This is a genomic window from Mycobacterium sp. E136 (assembly GCF_001666865.1).
Taxonomy (GTDB): domain Bacteria; phylum Actinomycetota; class Actinomycetes; order Mycobacteriales; family Mycobacteriaceae; genus Mycobacterium.
In genome coordinates this window covers 1-23,157 of sequence record NZ_LZJE01000125.1, presented here as the reverse complement: position 1 = coordinate 23,157, position 23,157 = coordinate 1, and the positions used below count along the sequence as shown (strand labels likewise).

21 protein-coding genes and 1 pseudogene are annotated in these 23,157 nt (G+C 67.8%); 6 read left to right on the top strand and 16 right to left on the bottom strand.

From position 1 onward, the window contains the following. Positions 1–468, bottom strand: a pseudogene (locus A5698_RS08685) (sugar transferase); the annotation flags it as partial. Positions 469–580: 112 nt separating this feature from the next. Further along, complete coding sequence (locus tag A5698_RS08680) at positions 581–1,300, bottom strand: GAF domain-containing protein (RefSeq protein WP_231967348.1); 720 nt, start codon at positions 1,298–1,300, stop codon at positions 581–583. 177 nt (positions 1,301–1,477) lie between these two features. Between A5698_RS08680 and A5698_RS08675 the strand changes: the two genes are divergently transcribed. Next, on the top strand, positions 1,478–2,242 hold the full coding sequence (locus tag A5698_RS08675) for a hypothetical protein (RefSeq protein ID WP_068295568.1): 765 nt from the start codon (positions 1,478–1,480) through the stop codon (positions 2,240–2,242). Between the two features lie 23 nt (positions 2,243–2,265). On the opposite strand, the gene A5698_RS08670 is transcribed toward A5698_RS08675, so the two are convergent. The 4 genes from A5698_RS08670 to A5698_RS08655 are packed head-to-tail and all read right to left on the bottom strand — an operon-like array spanning position 2,266 to position 5,927. Continuing rightward, positions 2,266–3,954 carry a cation:proton antiporter gene (locus A5698_RS08670; protein ID WP_068295563.1) on the bottom strand — a complete coding sequence of 563 codons (1,689 nt, stop codon included), beginning with the start codon at positions 3,952–3,954 and terminating at the stop codon, positions 2,266–2,268. Positions 3,955–4,004: 50 nt separating this feature from the next. Next, positions 4,005–4,799: an Fpg/Nei family DNA glycosylase gene (locus A5698_RS08665; protein WP_068295561.1), complete on the bottom strand. Its 795-nt coding sequence runs from the start codon at positions 4,797–4,799 to the stop codon at positions 4,005–4,007. Positions 4,800–4,801: 2 nt separating this feature from the next. Further along, a complete protein-coding gene (locus A5698_RS08660) occupies positions 4,802–5,275 on the bottom strand; it encodes a ribose-5-phosphate isomerase (RefSeq protein WP_197500593.1) in 474 nt (157 codons plus the stop codon). Between the two features lie 43 nt (positions 5,276–5,318). After that, on the bottom strand, positions 5,319–5,927 hold the full coding sequence (locus A5698_RS08655) for a mycothiol-dependent nitroreductase Rv2466c family protein (protein WP_067085053.1): 609 nt from the start codon (positions 5,925–5,927) through the stop codon (positions 5,319–5,321). A gap of 188 nt (positions 5,928–6,115) precedes the next feature. Here A5698_RS08655 and A5698_RS08650 point away from each other — a divergent pair, with 188 nt between their 5' ends. The 3 genes from A5698_RS08650 (at position 6,116) to A5698_RS08640 (ending at position 9,573) form a co-directional block, all read left to right on the top strand. Further along, positions 6,116–6,499, top strand: a complete 384-nt coding sequence (locus A5698_RS08650; protein WP_353651814.1) for a DUF732 domain-containing protein — start codon at positions 6,116–6,118, stop codon at positions 6,497–6,499. Between the two features lie 50 nt (positions 6,500–6,549). After that, the gene (gene pepN, locus A5698_RS08645; RefSeq protein WP_068295559.1) at positions 6,550–9,135 is read left to right on the top strand and encodes an aminopeptidase N; all 2,586 of its coding nucleotides are present in this window, start codon (positions 6,550–6,552) and stop codon (positions 9,133–9,135) included. A gap of 87 nt (positions 9,136–9,222) precedes the next feature. After that, on the top strand, positions 9,223–9,573 hold the full coding sequence (locus A5698_RS08640) for an HNH endonuclease (protein ID WP_156613769.1): 351 nt from the start codon (positions 9,223–9,225) through the stop codon (positions 9,571–9,573). Between the two features lie 33 nt (positions 9,574–9,606). On the opposite strand, the gene A5698_RS08635 is transcribed toward A5698_RS08640, so the two are convergent. The 3 genes from A5698_RS08635 to A5698_RS08625 are packed head-to-tail and all read right to left on the bottom strand — an operon-like array spanning position 9,607 to position 11,057. Beyond that, positions 9,607–10,092 (bottom strand): DUF5130 domain-containing protein, encoded by a 486-nt coding sequence (locus tag A5698_RS08635; protein WP_067085058.1) that lies wholly within the window; start codon positions 10,090–10,092, stop codon positions 9,607–9,609. Further along, complete coding sequence (gene ctaJ, locus A5698_RS08630) at positions 10,079–10,363, bottom strand: aa3-type cytochrome oxidase subunit CtaJ (protein ID WP_082963837.1); 285 nt, start codon at positions 10,361–10,363, stop codon at positions 10,079–10,081. The genes A5698_RS08635 and ctaJ overlap by 14 nt, the downstream gene beginning before the upstream one ends. A 25-nt stretch (positions 10,364–10,388) precedes the next feature. Further along, positions 10,389–11,057, bottom strand: coding sequence for an HNH endonuclease (locus A5698_RS08625; RefSeq protein WP_067085060.1), 669 nt, complete (start codon positions 11,055–11,057; stop codon positions 10,389–10,391). Between the two features lie 138 nt (positions 11,058–11,195). Between A5698_RS08625 and A5698_RS08620 the strand changes: the two genes are divergently transcribed. Both A5698_RS08620 and A5698_RS08615 read left to right on the top strand, forming a co-directional pair. Next, on the top strand, positions 11,196–11,591 hold the full coding sequence (locus A5698_RS08620) for a globin (protein ID WP_064422536.1): 396 nt from the start codon (positions 11,196–11,198) through the stop codon (positions 11,589–11,591). Then, positions 11,591–13,156, top strand: coding sequence for a glycoside hydrolase family 13 protein (locus A5698_RS08615; RefSeq protein ID WP_068295557.1), 1,566 nt, complete (start codon positions 11,591–11,593; stop codon positions 13,154–13,156). Before A5698_RS08620 ends, A5698_RS08615 begins: the two co-directional genes overlap by 1 nt. Before the next feature lie 96 nt (positions 13,157–13,252). Here the strand turns inward: A5698_RS08615 and A5698_RS08610 are convergent, their stop codons facing one another. From A5698_RS08610 to A5698_RS08580, 7 genes are all read right to left on the bottom strand, one after another. Further along, positions 13,253–13,912, bottom strand: coding sequence for a DUF8185 domain-containing protein (locus tag A5698_RS08610; RefSeq protein WP_502688894.1), 660 nt, complete (start codon positions 13,910–13,912; stop codon positions 13,253–13,255). After that, the gene (locus A5698_RS08605) at positions 13,909–14,355 is read right to left on the bottom strand and encodes an acyl-CoA thioesterase (RefSeq protein WP_067085065.1); all 447 of its coding nucleotides are present in this window, start codon (positions 14,353–14,355) and stop codon (positions 13,909–13,911) included. Before A5698_RS08605 ends, A5698_RS08610 begins: the two co-directional genes overlap by 4 nt. After that, complete coding sequence (locus A5698_RS08600) at positions 14,352–19,241, bottom strand: NAD-glutamate dehydrogenase (protein ID WP_068295554.1); 4,890 nt, start codon at positions 19,239–19,241, stop codon at positions 14,352–14,354. The genes A5698_RS08605 and A5698_RS08600 overlap by 4 nt, the downstream gene beginning before the upstream one ends. Positions 19,242–19,377: 136 nt before the next feature. Then, positions 19,378–21,051 (bottom strand): energy-dependent translational throttle protein EttA, encoded by a 1,674-nt coding sequence (gene ettA / locus A5698_RS08595; RefSeq protein WP_067085069.1) that lies wholly within the window; start codon positions 21,049–21,051, stop codon positions 19,378–19,380. Positions 21,052–21,171: 120 nt separating this feature from the next. Next, a complete protein-coding gene (locus A5698_RS08590) occupies positions 21,172–21,630 on the bottom strand; it encodes a single-stranded DNA-binding protein (RefSeq protein ID WP_068295551.1) in 459 nt (152 codons plus the stop codon). A gap of 240 nt (positions 21,631–21,870) precedes the next feature. Then, complete coding sequence (locus A5698_RS08585; RefSeq protein WP_067085073.1) at positions 21,871–22,713, bottom strand: type IV toxin-antitoxin system AbiEi family antitoxin; 843 nt, start codon at positions 22,711–22,713, stop codon at positions 21,871–21,873. Between the two features lie 134 nt (positions 22,714–22,847). Beyond that, positions 22,848–23,157, bottom strand: a 310-nt coding sequence (locus tag A5698_RS08580; protein WP_197506713.1) for a cytochrome c oxidase assembly protein, incomplete at its 5' end; no start/stop codon positions are given.

The window sequence follows — 23,157 nt, the reverse complement described above, 5'->3', positions numbered from 1 at the left end:
CATCCTGATGACCAGTTCGCTTGGGCGGACGTGCTCTTCGACCACCGAGCCGGTCGGCAGTGCGGGCACGGCCACCAACAAGACGGTGAGCGTCGCCAGCGCCGCCACCGCCACCGATGTTTCGACGGGTTCGAAATCGTCGAGGAAGGTGTGGCCGAGCCTGCGTTTGTACAACGATCGGGTGTAGAGGATCACCAGGACGATCGGCACGAAGAGCCACGAGACGGCGGCGAGGTGCCTATCCGGGACCGGTCCCGGCGTCCACCATTGCGCTAGCGCGACCGCCCATACCGCGGCCCAGATGTCCAAGCCGACGGTGAGCGCCACATAGCCCGTCTCGGCGCGAATGGCTTCGATCCAGCCCCTCCTCCCGTCGGGAGAGGCTGGCGGCACCGCCTTGAGCTGGGGAACCGTGGTCCTGAGCCGAGGTTGCGAATCACGAGCGGGCGCATCCACGTCAACCTGCATGTCCCCCCCGAATGGAACCCCGGCGATGCCGAACTGTCTGCAATCGCAAACGTTGCCAGTGTAAGCTACGCGCCCGAATTTGCAGGCAATTCGTCTGCTTCACCGATCGGCCTCATTGCTGCGCATCCGTGCGGGTGGTGAAAATCCGCTCAGCGGCCAACGCCGCGAGATCACTGAGCACCTGGAGGTGCCCGGTGCCCCAGAGGCGGGGTTTGGTGTCGTAAACGCACAGTGTGCCAACGGCATTGCCGGCCTGATCCATCAGCGGGATGCCGAGATAGGCGACGACGCTGCCGTCCCGCACCGCCGGGTGCTGCTTGAACGTCGGATCGAGGCGGGCGTCCTCGAGGATCAGCGGCGCACCGTCGGCCACCGCATATTGGCAGACCGATCGCTTGAGTGGCGTGTGCCTGCTTTCGGCAGTACTGGTGTCCAGGCCGACGGCGCTCTTGAAGAACTGCCGATCTTGGTCGACGAGGGTGAGCGTGGCATAAGGCGCGTCGAGCGCATCGGCGGCGGCCCGGGTGATCCGGTCGTAGATCGCCTCCGGCGGCGAGTCCAGCAGGCCGGTCTCATGGAGGGCGCGCAGGCGGTCGGGGTCGGCGATGACCGTCGTCACGTCCGGCATCGCGGTCTTCTCGAGCACGCCCGAGGTCGACAGATGGGCTTGCAGATCGCCGACGGCGGGATCGCTGGCGCGCCTCATGTCGTTCGCCATCTGCGTGGCGACGGCGCGAGCCACATACGTTTCGACGTTCTCCCCCGCCTCCCGCGCAAGCTCTTCGAGCAGGCGGTTCAGGTAGTCGTCGAATCGGCGCACACGCTCCGTCACTCGACTTACGGTACGCATATTGACGCCCGAAATGAAATTGGGGACACCGCGGATGAGGTTTGCCCAAGATCATTGAGACACAGCTCACAGCGTGGTATTCGTTTGCACGCCGGCGGCCCTCTCGCGGCGGCCTTCGCCATCGGGTCCGTGCCCGACCGCCTGGGTAGGGTGGTCGCCATGAACGGTGTTCTACTCGTTCTCGTCGTCCTGGTCATCGTCGCTCTCGGCGTCGTCGCCTACGCCGCGATGCGGGCGTCGGACCGGCGCAAGGCCGCCTCGCTCGACGACGCCAAAGCGGACGCCCGCCGCGTCATCGAACGCCTCGGCGGTCAGGTGATCAGCTTGACCGGCACCGACGAGGCCTCCAAGCAGGCGCTCGCCGACGCGTCCGAGCGCTACACCGCCGCCGGCTCACAGATCGACCAGGCCGGCACCGTCAAGCAGGCGTTGCTCGCCAAAGAGAGCGCGATCGAAGGCCTCTACTACGTTCGGGCCGCGCGCACCGCGATGGGTATGGATCCGGGACCCGAACTCGAGACGCTGACCGGTCAGCGGGCGGCGGGCACGGTGACCGAGGATCGCAAGGTCAACTTCGAGGGCCGTGAGATCGAGGCATCGCCGACACCGTCCGAGCGCACCCCGAACTACTACCCCGGCGGCCGGGTCGCGGGCCGTCCGGTGCCCGCGGGCTGGTACTCCGAGCCGTGGTGGAAGCCCGCGCTCGTCGCCGGCGCGTGGGGGCTGGGTTCGGTGCTGTTGTTCGACGCCCTGTTCTCCGGCATGCACGGCAGCGGCTACGAGCAGGGCTTCGCGCAGGGCTACGACCAAGGACTGGACCAGGGTGGCCAGGACTTCGGCGGCGACGGCGGTTGGGCAGACAGCGGCGGTGACTGGGGCGGCGGCGACATCGGCGGCGGCCTCGGCGATTTCGGCGGCTTCTGAGATCCGCCGGACCTGTGCCCCCGCTAGAGCCGGCTCTCGAGCCGCGCCGACACCCCGGCCTCCTGTAGGTCGAGCCGTTCTAGCATCGCCCGCACCGCCTCGTCCTCGATGCGTCCCTCGTCGCGTTCGGCGATCAAAGCCGCGCGCTGCTGGGCCAGCACATCGCGGTACAGCGCCGAGAACACCTCCGAGCGCTTGGTGTGCGCCTCCGGATCCGGCATCTCGTCGGCGTCTTGGGAGTGCCTGGCGATGATCGCCTCGATCTCGGCGGCCACGCGCGGGCTCAGGTTCGCCGGCGGATTGGCCCGGAATTGGGCGAGCACACGATCGGCCGCCTCGTGCACGATGCGTTCGGCCTTGAGTTCCTCGTTGCGGTCGACGGCGTGATCATCGGAGAACCGCGAGAGGTGAAGCCGCCGGATCAGGATCGGCAGCGTCGAGCCCTGTAGCAACAGGGTGCCGACACTGACCACGAACGCGACGGCCTGGATGGTGGCGCGCTCGGGGAACGGTTCGCCGGTGACCGTCGTCGCCGGAATGGCCGCAGCCGCAGCCAGAGTCACCACGCCGCGCATACCCGTCCATGAGACGACCAGGTTCTCCTGCCAGGACAGCGACCGCCGGTCGATGCGCGAGCGCCACTTACCCGGCGGGTTGGTGCGCCGCTTGGTTCCCAGCGCACCGCGGCCGCCGCCCTCCGGCACCGGAACGCTCAACCGGTTCCCGACATGCTGGGAAAGTTTGTTGCGGCCGAAGATGGCGAAGACCGACAGCGGCCGGATCACCAAGACGATGACCAACACCACCAGTGACGCCATCGCGACCTCGGCCAGCGACTCGTGCGCCTCCCGCAGATCCTCGAGCACGAAACGCAGATGCAACCCGATGTAAGCGAACACGAACGCCTCGAGCAGCACGTCGACCGAGTTCCACACGTAGCGCTCCTGCAGCCGGGTCTGGTATCCGGCGGACAGCGTTCCGTTGGCCACCACGAACCCGGCGACCACGACAGCCAGCACCCCAGAGGCGTGCAGTTCCTCGGCGACGATGAACGCCGCGAACGGCACCACGAGCCCCTGCACGGTCTCGAGTCCGGGGTTGGCCAGTCGGCGCCGGATCCATATCGTCACGTAGCCGAGCAGCGCGCCGACGACCGGTCCGACCACCGCGCTGTAGCCGAACAGCAAAAGCGGGTTGTGGATGAAGATGTGTCCGCCGGTGACCTGCACGACCGCGATGGAGAACAGCGTCAGTGCGGCGGCATCGTTGATCAGGCTCTCCCCCGTCAGGATCGCCATCACCCGCTTGGGCAGGCCGAGCTTGCGTCCCACCGCCACGGCGGTCACCGCGTCGGGCGGTGCCACGATCGCGCCCAGCACCAGCGCGGTGGCGAAAGTCAGCGGCACGACCACCAGCCACGCCGAGGCCGCCACCGCGAATGCGGTCACCACGACCAGCCCGATGCCGAGGCCGAGGATCGGCCGGATGTTGCGCAGGAACGTCGGAAACGAGAAGTCCAGGGCGGCGGAGTACAGCAGCGGTGGCAGCACCACCGTCAGCAGGATGTGCGAATCGAGTTCGGGCGGTTCGAAATCCGGCAGGAACGACACCGCGGCACCGATGACGACGATGATCAAGGCGGGCTCTAGGCCGCGCCGGTGCGCGACCGCGGTGACGACGATGGCTCCGACGACGACGAGAATCAACTCCACGCGCCGATTGTCTCTGAGGCGCGCCCGTCACGTGGACTCAGCCGTGGTGCCTAGCTCTGATCGGTCGGGCACCAGAACAGGTTGCGGCCCTCCATCACCTCGGTGCGGATCTCGGTGCCGCACAGCCGGCACGGCTCCCCGGCACGCCGGTACACGTAGGTGCGGGGGCGGCCCGGCGCGTACGACGGCAGCCCGTGATCGTCCTCGCGGCGGATCGTGTGAATCTTGCCGCGCCGCAGCCCGATCCGCATCAACTCGACGAGGTCGGTCCACATCTCGTCGAACTCGTCCTCGCCGATGCGGATGCCGGGCCGATGCGGGTCGACGCCGTGGCGGAACAGCAGCTCGTTGCGGTAGACGTTGCCCACCCCGGCGATCACTGACTGGTCCATCAGCAGCGCCCCGATCGGCCTGCGCGACTTGCGGATTCGGGCCCACGCCAGCGATCCGTCGGCGTCCCGGCGCAGCGGGTCGGGTCCGAGGCGGTCGATGACGTCGGCGATCTCCGGCTCTTCGAGTACCTCACACACCGTCGGCCCCCGCAGATCGGTGGCGTACTCGGCGCCGATCATCCGCATCCGGACCTGTCCGACCGGGACCGGGACCGGCAGCGGCACCTCGGTGAACGTGCCGTACAAGCCGAGATGCACGTGCACCACCCGGCCGCCCTCGTAGTGATGGAACAGATGCTTGCCGTAGGCGGTGGCCTTCTTGAGAACACGCCCGCTGACCGCGGCGGCGCCGTCGGCGAACCGGCCCTGCGGGCTGGACACCAGCACCGGCGCGCGACCGAAGCGGCGCTGATGCAACCGGGCGAGCCGGTGCAGCGTGTGGCCCTCCGGCATCCCTAGGCGCCGGGCACCGGGGGCGCGACGCGGGTGCGCTCGTACTCGGAGAGGATGTCGATACGACGTTGATGCCGCGCGGCTTCCGACCACGGAGTGCTCAGGAACGCGTCGACGATCGCCAACGCCTCCTCGACGCTGTGCATGCGCCCGCCGATGCCGATCAGCTGCGCGTTGTTGTGCTCGCGTGCGAGTTTGGCGGTCTCGACGCTCCACGCCAACGCACAGCGCGCGCCGAGGACCTTGTTGGCCGCGATCTGCTCACCGTTGCCCGACCCCCCGAGCACGATGCCGAGGCTGCCCGAATCGGCGACGGTCTTCTCCGCGGCGGCGATGCAGAAGGCCGGATAGTCGTCGTCGGGGTCGTTGACGAAGGCTCCGCAATCGATCGGCTCGTGTCCGGTGTTGCGCAGGTGCTCGATGATGGCCTGCTTGAGGTCGAAGCCGGCGTGATCGGCTCCCAGGTAGACGCGCATGGCGGTCATTGTGGCAGACGCCGCCGGCGCGACCGGGGCGCGATCAGTCGAACTGCGGCGACTCCGTGCGCGTGCGCTTGAGTTCCCAGAAGTGCGGATAAGACGCGAAGGTCACCGAGGCGTCCCAAAGCTTGCCGGCCTCTTCGCCCCGCGGGATCTTCGACAGCACGGGTCCGAAGAAGGCGACGCCGTTGACGTGGATCGTCGGGGTGCCGACGTCTTCGCCGACGGGGTCCATGCCCTCGTGATGGCTCTTACGCAGAGCCTCGTCGTATTTGTCGGTGGTGGCGGCCTCCGCGAGTTCGGCGGGCAGGCCCACCTCGGCCAGCGATTCCTTGATCACCACGTCGAAGTCCTGATTGCCCTGGTTGTGGATGCGCGTACCCATCGCGGTGTACAACGGCTCGAGGATTTCGCGGCCCTTGGCCTGCTCGGCGGCGATCGCGACGCGCACCGGCCCCCACGCCTTCTTCATCGCCTCCTGGTACTGCTCGGGCAGGTCACGCCCCTCGTTGAGCACCGCGAGGCTCATCACCCGGAAGTTCACGTCGATGTCGCGGACCTTCTCGACCTCGAGGATCCAGCGCGAGGTGATCCAGCACCAGGGGCACAGCGGGTCGAACCAGAGTTCTGCGACGGACTTCTCGGGCATGATGAATCCTTCCGGGCGCGGAATGGGCAGGGTCCAATTGTGAACAACCGCGATCGCGTGTGGAGTGTTCCCCGCGTCGGCGCCTATAGCGGCCCGCTCCGCGGATCGCGATATGAGAAACGCCTAAGAGTGCAAACGGTGACCGAACCGTGTTCCTGATGTGACCAATGTGAAGAATCGTTACCGAAGTGAACAAACCTGTTGATGTTCGAGTACGCGCTCTGGCGTTAGGGGCCGGTCTGGCGGCAATGGCGACAACGTTCGCCGCGCCCGCCCAGGCCGACACGACCGACGACGCCTTCCTGGCCGCGCTCCGCGGTGCGGGCATGACCGTCGACAACCCGGTGAACATGGTCGCGGTCGGGGAATCCGTGTGCCCGATGCTCGTCGAGCCGGGTAAGAACCTCGCGAAGGTGTACACGCAGGTGTCCGACAACGGCATCCCGCCGGACATCGCGGCGTTCTTCACCGGCATCGCGATCTCGATGTACTGCCCGCAGATGATGGCCTCGGTCGGCAACGGCACCGTGCTGGACTGGCTGCCCGCGGCGCGGGCGATACCCGGCTTCTGACGCGGGACGTGCGACGCGCCGTCGGCCGGCGCGCGCTATAGGTTGGTCGCGTGGCACTTCCCAACCTGACCCGCGACCAGGCCGTCGAACGCGCCGCCCTGGTGACCGTCGACAGCTACCGCATCGAACTCGACCTGACCGACGGCGCCGGCAAGCCCGGCGAGCGCGCCTTCCGGTCCACGACCACCGTCGAATTCGACGCCCTCGCCGGCGCCGACACCTACATCGACATCGCTGCCGACGTGATCCACAGCGCCACGCTCAACGGCCGCGACATCGACGTCTCCGCCTATGACGAATCCACCGGTATCCCGTTGACCGGATTGGCCGGCCACAACGTCGTCGTCGTCGACGCCGATTGCCGCTACTCCAACACCGGAGAGGGGCTGCACCGGTTCGTCGACCCGGTCGACGACGAGGTGTATCTGTACTCGCAGTTCGAAACCGCCGACGCCAAGCGGATGTTCGCGTGTTTCGACCAGCCGGATCTCAAGGCCGCGTTCGACGTGACGGTGACCGCGCCGTCGCACTGGGAGGTCGTCTCCAACGGCGCCACCGTGAGCGTCGAGGATGCCGGCGCCGCCAAGCGCCACACGTTCGCCGCCACACCGCGCATGAGTACGTATCTGGTGGCGCTCATCGCTGGACCGTATGCGCGCTGGGACGACGTGTACAGCGACGACCACGGCGACATCCCGCTCGGGCTGTTCTGCCGCAGGTCGCTGGCCGAGTTCATGGATGCCGAGCGGCTGTTCACCGAGACCAAACAGGGATTCGGGTTCTACCACAAGAACTTCGGCGTCCCGTACGCGTTCGGCAAGTACGACCAGTTGTTCGTGCCGGAGTTCAACGCCGGGGCGATGGAGAACGCCGGCGCGGTGACATTCCTGGAGGACTACGTCTTCCGCAGCAAGGTCACCCGGGCCTCCTACGAACGGCGCGCGGAGACCGTCCTGCACGAGATGGCGCACATGTGGTTCGGCGACCTCGTCACCATGCAGTGGTGGGATGACCTGTGGCTCAACGAGTCGTTCGCGACGTTCGCCTCGGTGCTGTGCCAGGCCGAGGCCACCGAGTACACCGAGGCGTGGACGACGTTCGCCAACGTCGAGAAGTCGTGGGCGTACCGGCAGGACCAGCTGCCCTCCACACACCCGGTCGCCGCCGATATCCCGGATCTGGCCGCGGTCGAGGTGAACTTCGACGGGATCACCTACGCCAAGGGCGCCAGCGTGCTCAAGCAGCTGGTCGCCTACGTCGGCGAGGAGGAGTTCCTCTCCGGGCTGCGGGATTACTTCCGCGACCACGCATTCAGCAACGCCACTTTCGGTGATCTGCTGGGCGCCCTGGAGAAGGCGTCGGGCCGCGACCTGTCCGGATGGGGCAGGCAGTGGCTCAAGACGACGGGCCTCAACACGCTGCGGCCCGAATTCGACCTCGACGCCGACGGCCGGTTCACCCGGTTCTCCATCGATCAGAGCGGCGCCGCACCGGGTGCCGGCGAGACCCGCGTGCACCGTCTCGCCGTCGGCATCTACGACGACGACGGATCCGGCAAGCTGGTCCGGGTGCATCGCGAGGAACTCGACGTCGAGGGACCGCGCACCGATGTGCCTGCGCTACAGGGAGTTTCACGCGGCAAGTTGATCCTGGTCAACGACGACGATCTGACCTACTGCTCGCTGCGGCTGGACCAGGACTCGCTGCAGACCGTGCTGACGCGCATCGCCGACATCGCCGAGCCGTTGCCGCGCACCCTGGCGTGGTCGGCGGCGTGGGAGATGACACGCGAGGCGGAGCTAAAGGCGCGCGACTTCGTGTCGCTGGTCACCAGCGGTGTACACGCCGAGACCGAAGTCGGTGTGCTGCAGCGTCTTCTGCTGCAGGCGCAGACAGCGTTGAACTCCTATGCCGACCCGGAGTGGGCGCACTCGGAGGGCTGGTCGGCGTTCGCCGACCGGCTGCTGGAACTGGCCCGCGGCGCCGAGGGCGGCTCGGATCACCAACTGGCGTACGTCAACGCGCTGTGCGGGTCGGTGTTGTCGAGCAGGCACACCGACGTGCTGAAGGCGGTGCTCGACGCGGATCCCGCCGAGTCCGGACTGGGCGGGCTGGTGGTCGACACCGATCTGCGGTGGCGCATCGTCACCGCGTTGGCCGCGGCGGGCATCGTCGACTCCGACGGCGCCACAACACCGTTCATCGACGCCGAGGCCCAGCGCGACCCGACCGCGGCGGGCAGGCGCCACGCGGCGGCGGCGACCGCGGCGCGTCCGCAGCCCGAGGTCAAGGCGACGGCGTGGGAGCAGGTCATCGAGGACGACACGCTGCCCAACATCACCGCCCGCGCGATCATCGGCGGCTTCGTGCAGCCGGGTCAGCAGGATCTGCTGCGGCCGTTCCGCGCCAAGTACTTCGGCGCGATCTCGGGAGTGTGGCAGCGGCGCTCCAGCGAGGTCGCACAGACCGTCGTCATCGGGTTGTACCCGTCGTGGGACATCAGCGAGGACGGTCTGGCCGCCGCCGACGAGTTCCTCGCAGACCCGGACGTGCCGCCTCCGCTGCGTCGTCTGGTCATCGAGGGCCGCGCCGGCGTCGAGCGTTCCCTGCGCGCCCGCGCCTTCGACATCACCTAGAACTCCGCTGCGCGAGCATGCGTGTTCCCACACGACACGCCGCGTCATCGCGACGTTTTGCGCACGCTCGCCGGGCATGCTGAGCCCGTGGCGATCAGCAGAACCCGCCGGGCCAGGGCGGCCCGCAGGCGCAAGCGTCGGCTCGGCGCCGTCGACAACGACCTCACGCCACAGCAATGGCAGGCCTTGAAGGATGCGTGGAAGGGCTGTGCCTATTGCGGGGCGACAGACCGAGCGCTCCAGCGCGACTGTGTCATGGCGATATCCCGCGGCGGCCGCTACACCATCGACAACGTCGTCCCGGCCTGCGCGTCGTGCAACACCAGCAAGTGCAACGACGAGGTCACCGCATGGCTGCGGCGCAAACGTCTCGACGAGCGGCGGTTCCTCGAGCGCTACGTCGAGATCCGCGCCGCGCTCGCGGTCGACGCACCCTGACGCGCGCTCGCGCAAAGGCGCGAAAGGTCTGTGTCAGGCCGGGGTGACGCCGGCGCTCATCACGCGCACCGCGCTGATCAGGCCGTCCATCAGGTTGCCGTCCTTGAACGACGCCGCGGCCGCCGAAACGCCCAACGGTGCGGCCTCTTCGATGCCACGCCCCTTGACGTCGGCTCCGTAGACCACCTCGATCGCGCGCTGGTCGGGCGAGACCGCCAGCAGCACCGCGTTGTTCGGAGTCGGCACCTGCGCGAGGATCTCGCGCGCGGTGGCCGCCGTGTCGGTGCCGAGGTCGCCGATGTACACGGCGAAGCGCGCCTTGGCCGCCCGCGAGCCGTACTTGAGCGCGTCGTCGAGGAACACCAGATCCTTGACCGGGAAGGGGTAATCCACCGACAGCGCGCCCGGCTGCGTGACACCGGAGATGCGACCGCTGGACGTGACCACCCAACCGACGGGCAGATCGGCGCGCTCGACCGCGGCCCGGTGGCCGGTTACTGCAACATCACCACTTGCCACTGGCGCCGCCTCCAATCGTCACCGCGTGCGTGTCATGCCCACCCACGTTTCCGCCTTCGGCCGCGGAATCGGCGGCCACGCTGCGCCCGGTGGCGTGCCCGTGACCGGCCGGCTCGTCAGCCGCCCACAGGATCGGGGCGTGCTTCCAAGGCTCGGACATCTTGTAGGTCGCCGGGTGCGGGCCCTTCTTGCGCCAGATGAGAGCGGCAAGCACGGCCGTCAGCCCGAGCGGCACCAGAATCAGTAGCGCGTGTGTCAGTGCGGTGCTCACGTCGCAAACCGTATACCAGCCGCGTTTACGCCGCGCCTTCGCCCAGATATCGGACCCACGACGGGTCGAGTTCCTTCACGCTCGACAGCAGCCGCCAGTGCTGTCCCTTCGGCGGGACGGGCACCGTGCGCAGCGACCACCCCAGCTCGGTGAGCAGCCGGTCCGCCTTGCGGTGGTTGCACGTCGAACAGGCCGCCACGCAGTTCTCCCAGGCGTGCGCCCCGCCGCGGCTGCGGGGAACCACGTGGTCGACGGTATCGGCCTTGCCGCCGCAGTAGGCGCAGCGAAACCGGTCGCGGTGCATCAGCGCGGCGCGGGTCATCGGGATGCGCGCGCGGTAGGGCACCCGCACGTAGGTGCGCAGTCGGATCACCGACGGAACGACGATCGAGCGGGTCGCCGAATGGATCACCGGTCCCCCGGGATCGTCGTGCACGACGTCGGCCTTACCGCACATCAACATGATGACCGCTCGGCGCATGGGCAGAGCGGTCAGCGGTTCGTAGGTGGAGTTCAGCAGGAGGACCCGGCGGCGGCCCCAGATCGAGGCCTCGCTGGTACTCGGCGGATGGATGTCGACGCTGTGCAGCACGCGTGCCTGTGCGCCCGGTACCGCCGACCCGGCTAGGGCGGTCGCGGCACCGTGGCTCCGCTGGCCGGCCCTTCTGGACGGGCCTTTCTTGCGATGCGCCATACGTCCTCCGTCCGACAGTTCACCACGGATTCCTGTGAATCGCACGACATTTCTCGACGTGTTCGCAGGTCAATTGGGTGAACATCGGGTGGCGCGCCCGCCTGACCTGGCAATCCAGCAACAGGGAACAATGGGGGCGTGACACAGCCACAGAGGTCGTTCTACGACGAAGTCGGTGGCCACGAGACGTTCCGCGCGATCGTGGCGCGGTTCTACGAGTTGGTCCGCGAGGACGAGATCCTGCGTCCGCTGTACCCGGAAGAGGACCTCGGGCCCGCCGAGGTGCGGCTGCGGATGTTCCTCGAGCAATACTGGGGCGGCCCTCGCACCTACTCCGATCAGCGTGGGCATCCGAGGCTGAGGATGCGCCACGCCCCGTTCCGGATCGGCTACATCGAGCGTGACGCGTGGCTGCGGTGCATGCACACCGCGGTCGCCGAGATCGATTCGCAGACGCTCGACGACGAGCACCGCAAGGAACTGCTGGCTTATCTCGAGATGGCCGCTCATTCGATGGTGAACGCGCCGTTCTGATGAGCAGCCCCTGGTGGTCGGATGCGCTGTTCTACCAGGTGTATCCGCGTTCGTTTCGCGACAGCGACGGTGACGGCGTCGGCGATCTCGACGGTGTGACCGCCGGCCTGGGCTACCTCGAGGCGCTCGCCGTCGACGCGATCTGGCTCAATCCGGTGATGGTCTCGCCGATGGCCGACAACGGCTACGACGTTTCCGATCCGCGCGACGTCGACCCGCTGTTCGGCGGCATGGCCGCGTTGGACCGGCTCATCGCGGCGGCGCACGATCGGGGCATCAAGGTGACGATGGACCTGGTGCCCAACCACACCAGCTCCGCGCATCCGTGGTTTGGCGAGGCGTTGGCCGCGCCGCCGGGCAGCAGGGAGCGCGACCGCTACATCTTCCGCGACGGCACCGGGCCCGGCGGCTCACAACCCCCGAACAACTGGGTGTCGATCTTCGGGGGCCCCGCGTGGACCCGGATCACCGAGGCCGACGGCAGCGCGGGTCAGTGGTACCTGCATCTGTTCGACGCCGAACAGCCCGACCTCAACTGGGACAACCCCGAGGTGTTCGACGACCTCGAGCGGACGCTTCGGTTCTGGCTCGACCGCGGGGTGGACGGCTTCCGCATCGACGTCGCGCACGGCATGGCCAAGCCGCCGAACCTTCCCGACATGACGATCCCCCGGCGCGAGATGCTGCTGGCCGAGATGGACAACGATCCGCGCTTCAACAACGACGGCGTCCACGAGCTCCACCGCCGCATTCGCCGGGTGTTCGACGACTATCCGGAATCCGTTGCGATCGGCGAGGTCTGGGTCTACGACAACGAACAGTTCGCCCGTTATGTGCGCCCCGACGAACTGCACCTGGGTTTCAACTTCCGCTTGTTGCGCGCCGCGTTCGACGCCGCCGACATTCGCGAGGCCATCGAAAACTCCTTGGCGGCGGTCGAGTTGGTGGGCGCCGTTCCGACCTGGACGCTGGCCAACCACGACGTCGAACGCGAAACCACCCGCTACGGGGGCGGCAGCGTCGGGTTGGCCCGCGCCAAGGCGATGGCACTGGTGATGCTCGCGCTGCCCGGGCCGGTGTTCGTCTACAACGGCGAGGAACTGGGGCTGCCGAACGTCGAGCTTCCCGACGAGGCGCTGCGCGACCCCGTATGGGAACGGTCCGGGCACACCCGCCGCGGACGTGACGGCAGCCGGATCCCGATGCCCTGGGAGGGTGACGCTCCCCCGTTCGGGTTCTCGACGCACCCCGACACGTGGCTGCCGATTCCTCGGGAGTGGGCGGCGTTGACGGTCGAGGAGCAGCTGGCCGACCCCGATTCGACGCTGGCGTTCTACCGGCGGGCGTTCGAATTACGTTCCCGGCGGGGGGAGTTCGATGGGCCGACGGTCGAGTGGCTGGACTCGCCCGCCGACAGCCTGGTGTTCCACCGCAGCGGCGGGTTGGTGTGCGTGTTGAATGCGGGATCGCAACCCATACCGCTGCCGGAGGGGCAGGTTCTCCTGGCCAGCGCCGAGGTGTCCGAAGGCAAGCTGCCGCCCGACGCCGCGGCTTGGCTGGTCTGAGTGTGCGCGCCGTCGCGGCGGCGCGAGCGTGCGCGAAGTGCTGACCTTTCGCGGCGTGTCGTGTGCAAACACGCACGCTCGCGGGAGAAGTGGGCGTTACCGCAGGACGATGGCGGGGTCGCCGCGGCGGCGATAGACCGATCCGAACCGTGCGTCGATGCGCAGCCACGTCGGGGTGACGCGAACCCGCACGATTTCGTCGGCGCCCACCGCCGAACCGGCTTGCGGCAGGAATCCCATTGCGGTCAAAGCGAACACGCACCGCATCGGGATGCCGACGCTGTCGTCGGCGGAACTGACCGCGACGACCTCCTGATCCAGCAGCGAGACCGGGGGGCCCTGACCGCTGGAGTGCTGCTTGACCAAAGCGCCGCCGCGCTCGGCGAGGTCGAGCACGACACGGGCCGGGACGTCGTCGAGGTGGACGAACCCGGAGTCCGGCGGAAGCGCGCCGCGCCATGCGGAGTCCAGCGCGAAGCCGGGTTCGACGAAGCCGCTGCGGTCCATCGCCTGTAATCCCGCGGCCAGCGCGTCGGCGCCCGCGGAGAGGTCCGGCGGATTGACCCGGCCCGCAACCACGCGGGTGGCCAGCACGTCGAATCCCGTTGCCACCCATGCGCCAAACAGGCCGTCGGCGCGTTGACGCAGCCGGATGACGGCGGCCTCGTCGAGGCGTATCGCCCGCTCGGCGAACGCGGCGAGGTCGTCACGGTGCGCCGCATCGGTGAGCCAGACGCCCCGGTCGGAGGGCGTCATCGTGTCCAGCGCTGCAGGTACTCTTTTTGCTGCGGCGAAAGACGGTGCAGCCGCTGCTCTTTGATGTGCACGGCGGCCAACTGGGTGTCGGCGATCACCGCCGGCTTCGAATCAGGCGACGCCCCAACCGACCGCACCTCGTATCCGACGGTGAAGTCGACGGAGCGGACGCGTTTGGACCACATGGTGACTTGTAGCGGCGAATCGATCAGGCGCAGCTGGGCCTTATACGAGATGTTGACCTCGGCGATGAGCAGTCCGATTGTCTCGATCTCCGGGCCGAACGGCTCACGCAGGAACGGGATCCGGGCCTCCTCGAGGATCGTCACCATCGTCGCGTGATTGATGTGCTGGTACATGTCGATGTCCGACCACCGCACGTGCACGGGTGCGACGAACCCCGCACCTTCCGCGTTCTGCGCGAGGTTGCCAGCACCTGTCATCGAGAAGTCCCCGTTCCACTGTTTCGTGTCATGCTGCGGATCTGACGCGCCGCCACCGATAGCGTCGCCAAATCGTGCTGACCGCTTTCATGTATCTCGCTGAGCGTGCGACGGGCGCGGTCCACCCGGGAGCCGTTCGTGGTCTCCCACTCTGCGATCTTCTCCTCGCCCGTCTCCTCCGGCTCGCCGACCGCCAGCACGTCCAGGCACAGCGACCGGAGGGAGCCGTAGATGTCGTCGCGAATCGCCAACCGCGCCAACGAGTGCCAGCGGTCATCGCGCTCCAGCCGGGATACGGCGGTGAGCAGGGTGTCGGTGTTGAGGTAGTCCATCAGCGCAAAGTAGGTGTCGGCGACCTCATCGGGTTCGCGGTCGACGATGTCGCCGATGTCGATGATGTCGAGGAGGCTGAACTGGTACAGCCCCGTCGCGACCGTGTAGGCCAGATCCCTCGGGACCCCGCGGGAGGCGAACTCGTCGGTCTCCTTGGACACGATCGCCTCGTCGTCACCGCGCAGCCATTCCGGCATCCGCGGAGTCAGCGCAGCAACCTTGGCGGCGAAACGGTTGATCTCGGCGCCCACGGCCAGCGGCTGCGGACGGTAGTTCAACAGCCAGCGTCCGGCCCGGTCGACGAGCCGACGAAGATCCAGCGTCATCCTGTCCGTCACCGCGACTGAGACACCGTCGCTGCCCGCGGCCCGGATCTGCCGCCAAACGTCGTTGATCCGGAAGATCGCGTTGGCCGCGGCGTAACTGCGCACGGCGTCGACCGGCCCCACCCCGGCATCCTCGCTGGTGCGGTACGCGTAGGTGATCCCGCTGGTGTCCACGAGGTCGTTGACCAACATGGTGGTGACGATCTCGCGGCGCAGCTGATGCGACCGGATCTCCGCGGCGAACGGCTCGCGCAGCTTCTCCGGGAAGTACCGGGGCAGCCGCGAGGCGAACGCCTCCTGGTCGGGCAGGTCGCTGGCCAGCACGTCGGCCTTCAGGGCGAGTTTGACGTGCGCCATCAGCGTCGCCAGTTCCGGTGAGGTCAAACCGATTCCGGCGTCGGTGCGACGATGGATCTCCTTCTCCGACGGCAGCGCCTCCAGCTCGCGGTTGAGGCCGCGGTCGGTGACGAAGGCCTTGATCATGCGCGCGTGTACGGGAAGCAGGCTGGCCGCGTTCGCGCGGCTGGTGCCCATCAGGTCGTTCTGATCCTCGTTGTCCTGCAGGACCAGTCGGCCGACCTCGTCGGTCATCGACAACAGCAGCTCGGTGCGGTCGTCTGGGCTGACCTTCCCGGCGGTGACCAGCGAGTCGATCAGGATCTTGATGTTGACCTCGTGGTCGGAGCAGTCGACGCCGGCCGAGTTGTCCAGCGCGTCGGTGTTGATGCGGCCGCCGGCGAGATCGAACTCGATGCGCCCGAGCGCGGTCACGCCCAGGTTGCCGCCCTCGCCGACCACCTTGACCCGCAACTGGTTTCCGTTCACGCGGACGGGGTCGTTGGCGCGGTCACCGACGTCGGCATCGGATTCGCTCTCGGCCTTGATGTAGGTGCCGATGCCGCCGTTGAACAGCAGGTCGGCGGGCGCCTTGAGGATCGCCTTGATCAGATTCGGCGGAGTGAGCTCGTCGACATCGTCGTCGATACCCAGCGCGGCACGGACCTGCGGGCTGATCTGGATCGACTTGTGCTCTCTGCTGTAGACGCCGCCGCCCTCGCTGATCAGGGAGGTGTCGTAGTCCTCCCAGCTCGAGCGCGGCAGGTCGAACAGGCGCTTGCGCTCCTCCCACGACCGCGCGGCGTCGGGATCGGGGTCGATGAAGATGTGGCGGTGGTCGAACGCGGCCAACAGCCGAATGTGCTTGGACAGCAACATGCCGTTGCCGAAAACGTCGCCGCTCATGTCGCCGATCCCGACGACGGTGAAGTCCTCGGACTGGGTGTCGACGCCCATCTCGCGGAAGTGGCGTTTGACCGATTCCCACGCGCCCTTGGCGGTGATGCCCATCGCCTTGTGGTCGTATCCCACCGAACCGCCCGAGGCGAACGCGTCACCGAGCCAGAAGCCGTACGACTTGGCCACCTCGTTGGCGATGTCGGAGAACGTCGCGGTGCCCTTGTCGGCGGCGACGACGAGATACGCGTCGTCCCCGTCGCGGCGCACGACGTCCGGCGGCGAAACCACTTGTCCGGTGGCCTTGTCGACGTTGTCGGTCACATCGAGCAGACCGGCGATGAACAGCTGATAGCACGACACGCCTTCGCCGCGCTGGGCGTCCCGGTCGGCGGCTGCGTCACCGGTGGGTGTCGGCGGCTGCTTGACGACGAAGCCGCCCTTGGCGCCGACGGGCACGATCACCGCGTTCTTGACGGCCTGCGCCTTGACCAGCCCCAGGATCTCGGTGCGGAAGTCTTCGCGACGGTCCGACCAGCGCAGTCCGCCGCGCGCCACATAGCCGAACCGCAGGTGCACACCCTCGACGCGCGGCGAGTACACGAAGATCTCGAACTTCGGCCGCGGCAGCGGCAATTCGTCGATCAGGCCCGGATCGAGCTTGAACGACAGCACATCCTGCGCACGGGCCGACTCCTGGCGCCTCACGAAGTAGTTGGTGCGCAGCGTCGCCTGGATCATCGACGCGAACGCCCGCAGCACGCGGTCGGTGTCGAGGCTGACCAGCGCGTCGATGTCGGCGGTCACGGCGGCCGCGGCGGCCTGGGCGTCGCGGCGTTTCGGCGCGTCGCCCTGCTCTGATTCGAACGGGTAGAACAGCGCCTCGAACAGTTCAACCAGCGAGCGCGCGGTCTTGGCGTGGTCGTTGATGACGGCCTCGATGTGCGACTGGCTGTACGGAAAACCGGCCTGCCGCAGGTACTTCGCGTAGCTGCGCAGGACGGCGACCTGCTGCCAGTTCAGCCCGGCCCGCATCACCAACTCGTTGAACCGGTCGGTCTCGGCGCGGCCCTGCCAGATCGCGGTCAGCGCGTCGGCGAACCGCGTCGCGGTCTCGGCTCGCTCGGAGGCCGACTCGATGCGCGGAATCGACTTGTGCGGCGAAATCTTGAACTGGTAGATCCACACGCCGAGCCCGTCGGGCCGCTCGACGGTGAACGGCCGCTCTTCGAGCACGACGACGCCCATCGACTGCAGCATCGGCAGCAGATCGCTCAGTGACGCCGAATGTCCACCGAGATACAGGGTGAGCTGCGCGGTGCCTTCCTCGAGATCGGTGAGCACCGGCCGGATCGAATCGTCCTGCAGGTCTTCGATGATCGCGATGTCGTCGATCGCGTCGAGCGGCGCGACCGCCTGCTTGTAGGCCTCGGGGAAGGCCGCCGAGTAGTGCTGGGCCGTGCGTTGATCGATGGAACCCGTCTTCACCGCGCCGATCAGCCGGTCACCCCAGGTGCGCGCCGCCTCGGTCAGCAGGTCCTGGATGCGGGACTCGTTCGCCTCGGACGTGTCGATCGCGCGGGCACTGGTGCCGTCGGGCATGCGCACGGAGAAATGCACAACGGCCCAGGGCGATTCGCTCACGCGCGCGGTGTACTCGATGCTGGCCCCGCCGAGCTCGCGCACGAGGATGTCTTGCATCTGCAACCGCACCGCGGTGGTGTAGCGGTCGCGCGGCAGGTACACCAGGCACGAGACGAAGTGCGCGAGCGAATCGGCGCGCATGAACAGCAACGTTCGCCGACGCGACCCGAGGTCGACGACGGCCTTGACCATGTCCAGCACGTCGCGCGCCGAGAGCGCGAACAGCTCGGAGCGCGGAATGGTCTGGATGATGTCGAGCAGCAGCTGCCCGGGGTGGCTGGGATCGTTGCGTGACAGCGAGAGTGCCTCGTTGACCCGGCGCGAGACCAACGGGATCTCAAGCACATTGGCGTTCATCGCCGCCACCGTGAACAGGCCGACGAAGCGATGTTCGATCACGGTCGGGCCCTGCTGTTCACGCACCACGACGATGTAGGGATAGGCGCCGTACCGCAGGTAGCTCGGTAGGGTGGCCTGCGCCAACACGAGAAGGTCGCCGTCGTCGGTCAGCGGCGGCAGCACGTCGTGGTGCAGCCGCAGCGTTCCGAGTCGGCTCGCGGGGTCGACCGACGACTGACCCTCGCGTATCGAACAGCGCTGATAGCCGAGCAACACGAAGTGTCCGTCGGCGAGCCAGCGCAACAGCGCCGCGACATCCTCGCGGTCCGGTCCGCGGAACCGGCCCTCGGTGTCGGTGGCGATGTTGTGTCCCAATGTGCGCAGGGTCGAGGACAGTTCGCCTGCGTCGAGCGCGACGTGGCGCGCGTCGGCGAGCACGGCCGGCAGCATCTGCGCCACCTGGGCGAGCGCCTTGGTGTCCACGGTCGCCGCGAGCTGGACGTGGATCCAGGCCTCGAACACCGCGTCGCGGGATCCACCTTCGGAGGCGGGTGCGACGTCGAGCAGTTCGCCCGCCCGCGCACGGTGCACGCGCATCACCGGGTTCATGATCGCGGTGTAGGCGACGCCGAAGCGGTGCAGCAGCACCGTGACCGAATCCATCACCATCGCGGTGCTGTCGGTGACGATCTGCAGTGCCGGACCGAATCCCGCCGGATCGTCGGCGCGGTACACCTCGACGCGGGTGTCCCCGTAGGGCCGGAAGCGCCCGAGCCGGTGATGCGCGGCGATCAGATTGGGCGACACGATCTGCTGCGCCGTCGCCGTCACCGGCATGGTGACCGTCGAGTCGGCGGTGGGCGCGTCGGCATGCGGACCGCGGTAGGTCTCCAGGTAGGCCCGTGCGAGGCGCGCCACGGTCTGATCGTCGAGTCCAGAAGAGTCGTTGGCTCCGGTGACGCCGACCCCGGCGCCCGCTGATCTCCCGACGTCCTCCGGATTCACCGACATGCGACGCTCCTGAACTGTTGGCGCGGACCTCCGCCGTTGGATGTCGCCACCAGCCCGAAAAGGGCGAAGCGGCTCCGCGGTCCGCAGAAGACGACCCTAGTAGCCCGCGCGTGCGGTTCGCGGCTACCCCGCCGGATCAGTCGCGCGTGAGCTTGCGGTGCGTCACGCGGTGCGGGCGGGCGGCCTCGATACCGAGCCGTTCGACCTTGTTCTCCTCGTAGGCACCGAAGTTACCCTCGAACCAGAACCACTTGGCCTCGTTGTCCTCGTCGCCCTCCCACGCCAGAATGTGCGTACAGGTGCGGTCGAGGAACCACCTGTCGTGGGAGATCACCACGGCGCAACCGGGGAAGCTCTCGAGCGCATTCTCCAGCGACGACAGCGTTTCCACGTCGAGGTCGTTGGTCGGCTCGTCGAGCAGGATCAGGTTGCCGCCCTCCTTGAGCGTCAACGCCAGGTTGAGCCGGTTGCGTTCACCGCCCGACAGCACGCCCGCGGGCTTCTGCTGATCGGGGCCCTTGAATCCGAACGCGGAGACGTAGGCCCGCGACGGGATCTCGTTCTGCCCGACCTCGATGTAGTCGAGGCCGTCGGAGACGACCTCCCACACCGTCTTCTTCGGGTCGATGCCCGCACGGGTCTGGTCGACGTAACTCAGCTTGACCGTGTCGCCGACCTTCACCGTTCCGCTGTCGGGCTGCTCGAGGCCGACGATGGTCTTGAACAGCGTGGTCTTACCGACGCCGTTGGGACCGATGACCCCGACGATGCCGTTACGCGGCAGCGTGAACGACAGGTCCTTGATCAGGGTGCGACCGCCGAAGCCCTTGTCGAGGTGTTCGACCTCGACCACGACGTTGCCCAGCCGCGGCGGAGTCGGGATCTGGATCTCCTCGAAGTCGAGCTTGCGGGTCTTCTCCGCCTCCGCGGCCATCTCCTCGTAACGCTGCAGGCGGGCCTTGCTCTTGGCCTGGCGCGCCTTGGCGCCCGACCGGACCCACGCGAGCTCATCCTGGAGGCGCTTTTGCAGCTTGGCGTCCTTGCGGCCCTGCACGGCGACGCGCTCGGCCTTCTTCTCCAGGTACGTCGAGTAGTTGCCCTCGTACGGGTAGGCCCGACCCCGGTCGAGCTCGAGGATCCACTCGGCAACGTTGTCCAGGAAGTACCGGTCGTGGGTGACCGCGAGGATGGCGCCCTTGTACTCGGCGAGGTGCTGTTCGAGCCACTGCACGCTCTCGGCGTCCAGGTGGTTGGTCGGCTCGTCGAGGAGCAGCAGGTCCGGCTTGGACAGCAGCAGCTTGCACAGCGCGACCCGGCGACGCTCACCGCCGGACAGGTGGGTGACGGGCTCGTCGGGCGGCGGGCAGCGCAGCGCGTCCATCGCCTGCTCGAGCTGGGAGTCGATGTCCCACGCGTCGGCGGCGTCGAGCTCCTCCTGGAGCCGACCCATCTCCTCCATCAGCTCATCGGAGTAGTCGGTGGCCATCAGCTCGGCGACCTCGTTGTAGCGGTTGAGCTTCGCCTTGATCGCCACGCCCTCTTCGACGTTCTCGCGAACGGTCTTGTCCTCGTTGAGCGGCGGCTCCTGTTGCAGGATGCCGACCGTCGCGCCGGGTTGCAGGAACGCGTCGCCGTTGTTGGGCTGGTCCAACCCGGCCATGATCCGCAGGACGCTCGACTTGCCGGCGCCGTTGGGACCGACGACGCCGATCTTCGCGCCCGGAAGGAAGTTCAGGCTGACGTCGTCGAGGATGACCTTGTCGCCGTGCGCCTTGCGGACCTTCCGCATCGAATAGATGAATTCGGCCATGCCGTGGTAAGCCTTTCGAAACTCGCGAATCTCTCGGGTGATGCTCGCGGACCATCGTAGGCGTGGCCCCACCGGCGCAGCCGAGTGAGCTACTCGTTCTGCGCCGGCGGCGCGTTCTCACTACGCGGTCAGGGGCAGCGCCGTGTCGGGCCGCTCCGCGTCGTCATCGTCACCGGTGTCTTCTGATTGGTCGTCGGGATCGGTGATCCGCTGTTCGGTCAGTTGCCGGGCCCGGTCGATCTTCGCCGAGCAACGGGCCAGGTCCGGCCCGACGGACGTCGCTCGCACCTCGACCGACGAGCGCCGGTTGCCGTCGCGGTCGTCGTACTCGCTGGTGTAGACGTGCCCGACGACGATGACGGGGTCGCCCTTGACCAGCCCTGCGCTGGGCCCGGCGACCACCCTCCCCCAGCAGTTCACCGTGACGAACAACGAATTACCCGGCTCCCATGTTCCTTCGGCCGTGCGGCGGCGCGAGTTGCTCGCGACCCGGAAACGGACCATCTCCTGATCGCCCACCCGCCGGTGGATCGGGTCGGTGACGATGTTGCCGACGATGGTGAACGGTGTCTCGAACATGACGGTCTCCTCTTGTTTCCTTGCGTTTCCCTGCCGACGGCCCGGTGGCGCGTCGGTGACACCGTCATTGAGCGCCGCTGCGCCGACACCGAACGCGGGCCGAGCAGGCGTCGCGGACGCGCGCTGTGGATAAACCCGGCGTTTGGGATAGGCCTTCGTTATTGCCGAAACCGACGCTTTGGCTGGTCCTCGCGCCCGCGATCGACCATTGCGTCGGTTTCGAGCGAGAGTGCATGGAACCTACGGGCGCCAGCCTCGCGACAGCAGGGCGTTTCGCGCCTGCTCGACGATGTCGGCCCCGCGGTCCTCTTTGATGACGTGAATGACCTGCCAACCGAGCCGCTGCAGCACGCGGTTGACCCGAACGTCGAGGACGTACTGTTGCCGGCTGGTGAGGTGTTGTTCTCCGTCGTACTCGGCGCCGACTTTGAACTCCTCCCAGCACATGTCGATGCGCCGGACGTATCGGCCCCACTCGTCGTAGACGACGACTTGCGTGGTCGGCCGAGGTAGCCCGGCATCGATGAAGAGCAGCCGCAGCCACGTTTCCCTCGGAGACTCGGCACCGCCGTCGACCAGCGGCAACGCCGCCCGTAGCCGCCGGAGACCGCGCACACCGCGATGACGTTTCGCCAGTAGCGCGACATCCTCGGGAGCGAACGGCCGAGCATTCATCAACGCGTCCAGGCGGGCGACAGCACGGCCGCGCGGATGATGCCGGCCCAGGTCGAACGCGGTCCGAGCCGGAGTGGTCACACGGATGCCCGCGACCGCGGTGACCTCGTCCTCGTCCAGGGTCTCGTCGCGGACGGTCAGACCGCGCTGGCGTCGCACCGCCGCGACCAATTCGATAGGTATGTCGTCGCCGACCCATCTCGCCCCGTGTATCGCGGAAGCGGCTACCCCGGCGATCACCGCCGAAGGAGTAGCGAGGGATACGCCGACGATCCTCTCGTGCAGCGACACCTGGTGGCCTCGCGGCACGTAGACGCCGCGGTACAGCGGTCGATACTGACTGCGTAGGTGGGCTCGGGTGAGGTGGCCGGCGGCCACGGCGTCACTGCCAATGAAGGGAATCTCCATACAGATTGGACGCCCGCGGCCGTTGGTCTAGCTCCAATGTCCTCGAAACCGACGCAATGGTCGTTCCGGCAACCGGAAATCAGCCAAAGCGTCGGTCTCGGCGGACCGACGCCCGAGACCAACCCCAGCGCCGGCTACTGGGCGTCGCGGCGGGCGAGTTCGGCCAGCATCGCGTTGTAGGCGGCAAGGTCCGCGTCGTCGTCGCGGTCGGCCGCCCTGTCGAGCCGCTTCGCCATGCGCCGGTCGCTGCGCGACCACTGGATGAGCAGCGCGAGCATCACCAGCACGAGTGGGACCTCGCCCGCGGCCCAGGCGATTCCGCCGCCGGTGCGTTGGTCGGCGAGCAGGTCGGTGTGCCAGCTCAACTGCAGCGACCGGTAGAACGGCTCACCCAGCACGGTTTTGGTGCCCATCAGCACGACCCCGAAGAACGCGTGCAACGGC

Excerpts from the sequence above, each read along its gene's own strand:
- A5698_RS08610 (WP_502688894.1), bottom strand. The coding sequence starts at position 13,912 with ATGACGCCCTCCGACCGGGGCGTCTGGCTCACCGATGCGGCGCACCGT.
- A5698_RS08590 (WP_068295551.1), bottom strand. The coding sequence starts at position 21,630 with ATGTTCGAGACACCGTTCACCATCGTCGGCAACATCGTCACCGACCCG.
- A5698_RS08665 (WP_068295561.1), bottom strand. The coding sequence starts at position 4,799 with ATGCCGGAGGGCCACACGCTGCACCGGCTCGCCCGGTTGCATCAGCGC.
- A5698_RS08600 (WP_068295554.1), bottom strand. The coding sequence starts at position 19,241 with ATGTCGGTGAATCCGGAGGACGTCGGGAGATCAGCGGGCGCCGGGGTC.
- A5698_RS08625 (WP_067085060.1), bottom strand. The coding sequence starts at position 11,057 with ATGGCGCATCGCAAGAAAGGCCCGTCCAGAAGGGCCGGCCAGCGGAGC.
- A5698_RS08655 (WP_067085053.1), bottom strand. The coding sequence starts at position 5,927 with ATGCCCGAGAAGTCCGTCGCAGAACTCTGGTTCGACCCGCTGTGCCCC.
- A5698_RS08675 (WP_068295568.1), top strand. The coding sequence starts at position 1,478 with ATGAACGGTGTTCTACTCGTTCTCGTCGTCCTGGTCATCGTCGCTCTC.
- A5698_RS08585 (WP_067085073.1), bottom strand. The coding sequence starts at position 22,713 with ATGGAGATTCCCTTCATTGGCAGTGACGCCGTGGCCGCCGGCCACCTC.
- A5698_RS08605 (WP_067085065.1), bottom strand. The coding sequence starts at position 14,355 with ATGACAGGTGCTGGCAACCTCGCGCAGAACGCGGAAGGTGCGGGGTTC.
- ettA (WP_067085069.1), bottom strand. The coding sequence starts at position 21,051 with ATGGCCGAATTCATCTATTCGATGCGGAAGGTCCGCAAGGCGCACGGC.
- A5698_RS08660 (WP_197500593.1), bottom strand. The coding sequence starts at position 5,275 with ATGCGCGTCTACCTGGGAGCCGATCACGCCGGCTTCGACCTCAAGCAG.
- A5698_RS08615 (WP_068295557.1), top strand. The coding sequence starts at position 11,591 with ATGAGCAGCCCCTGGTGGTCGGATGCGCTGTTCTACCAGGTGTATCCG.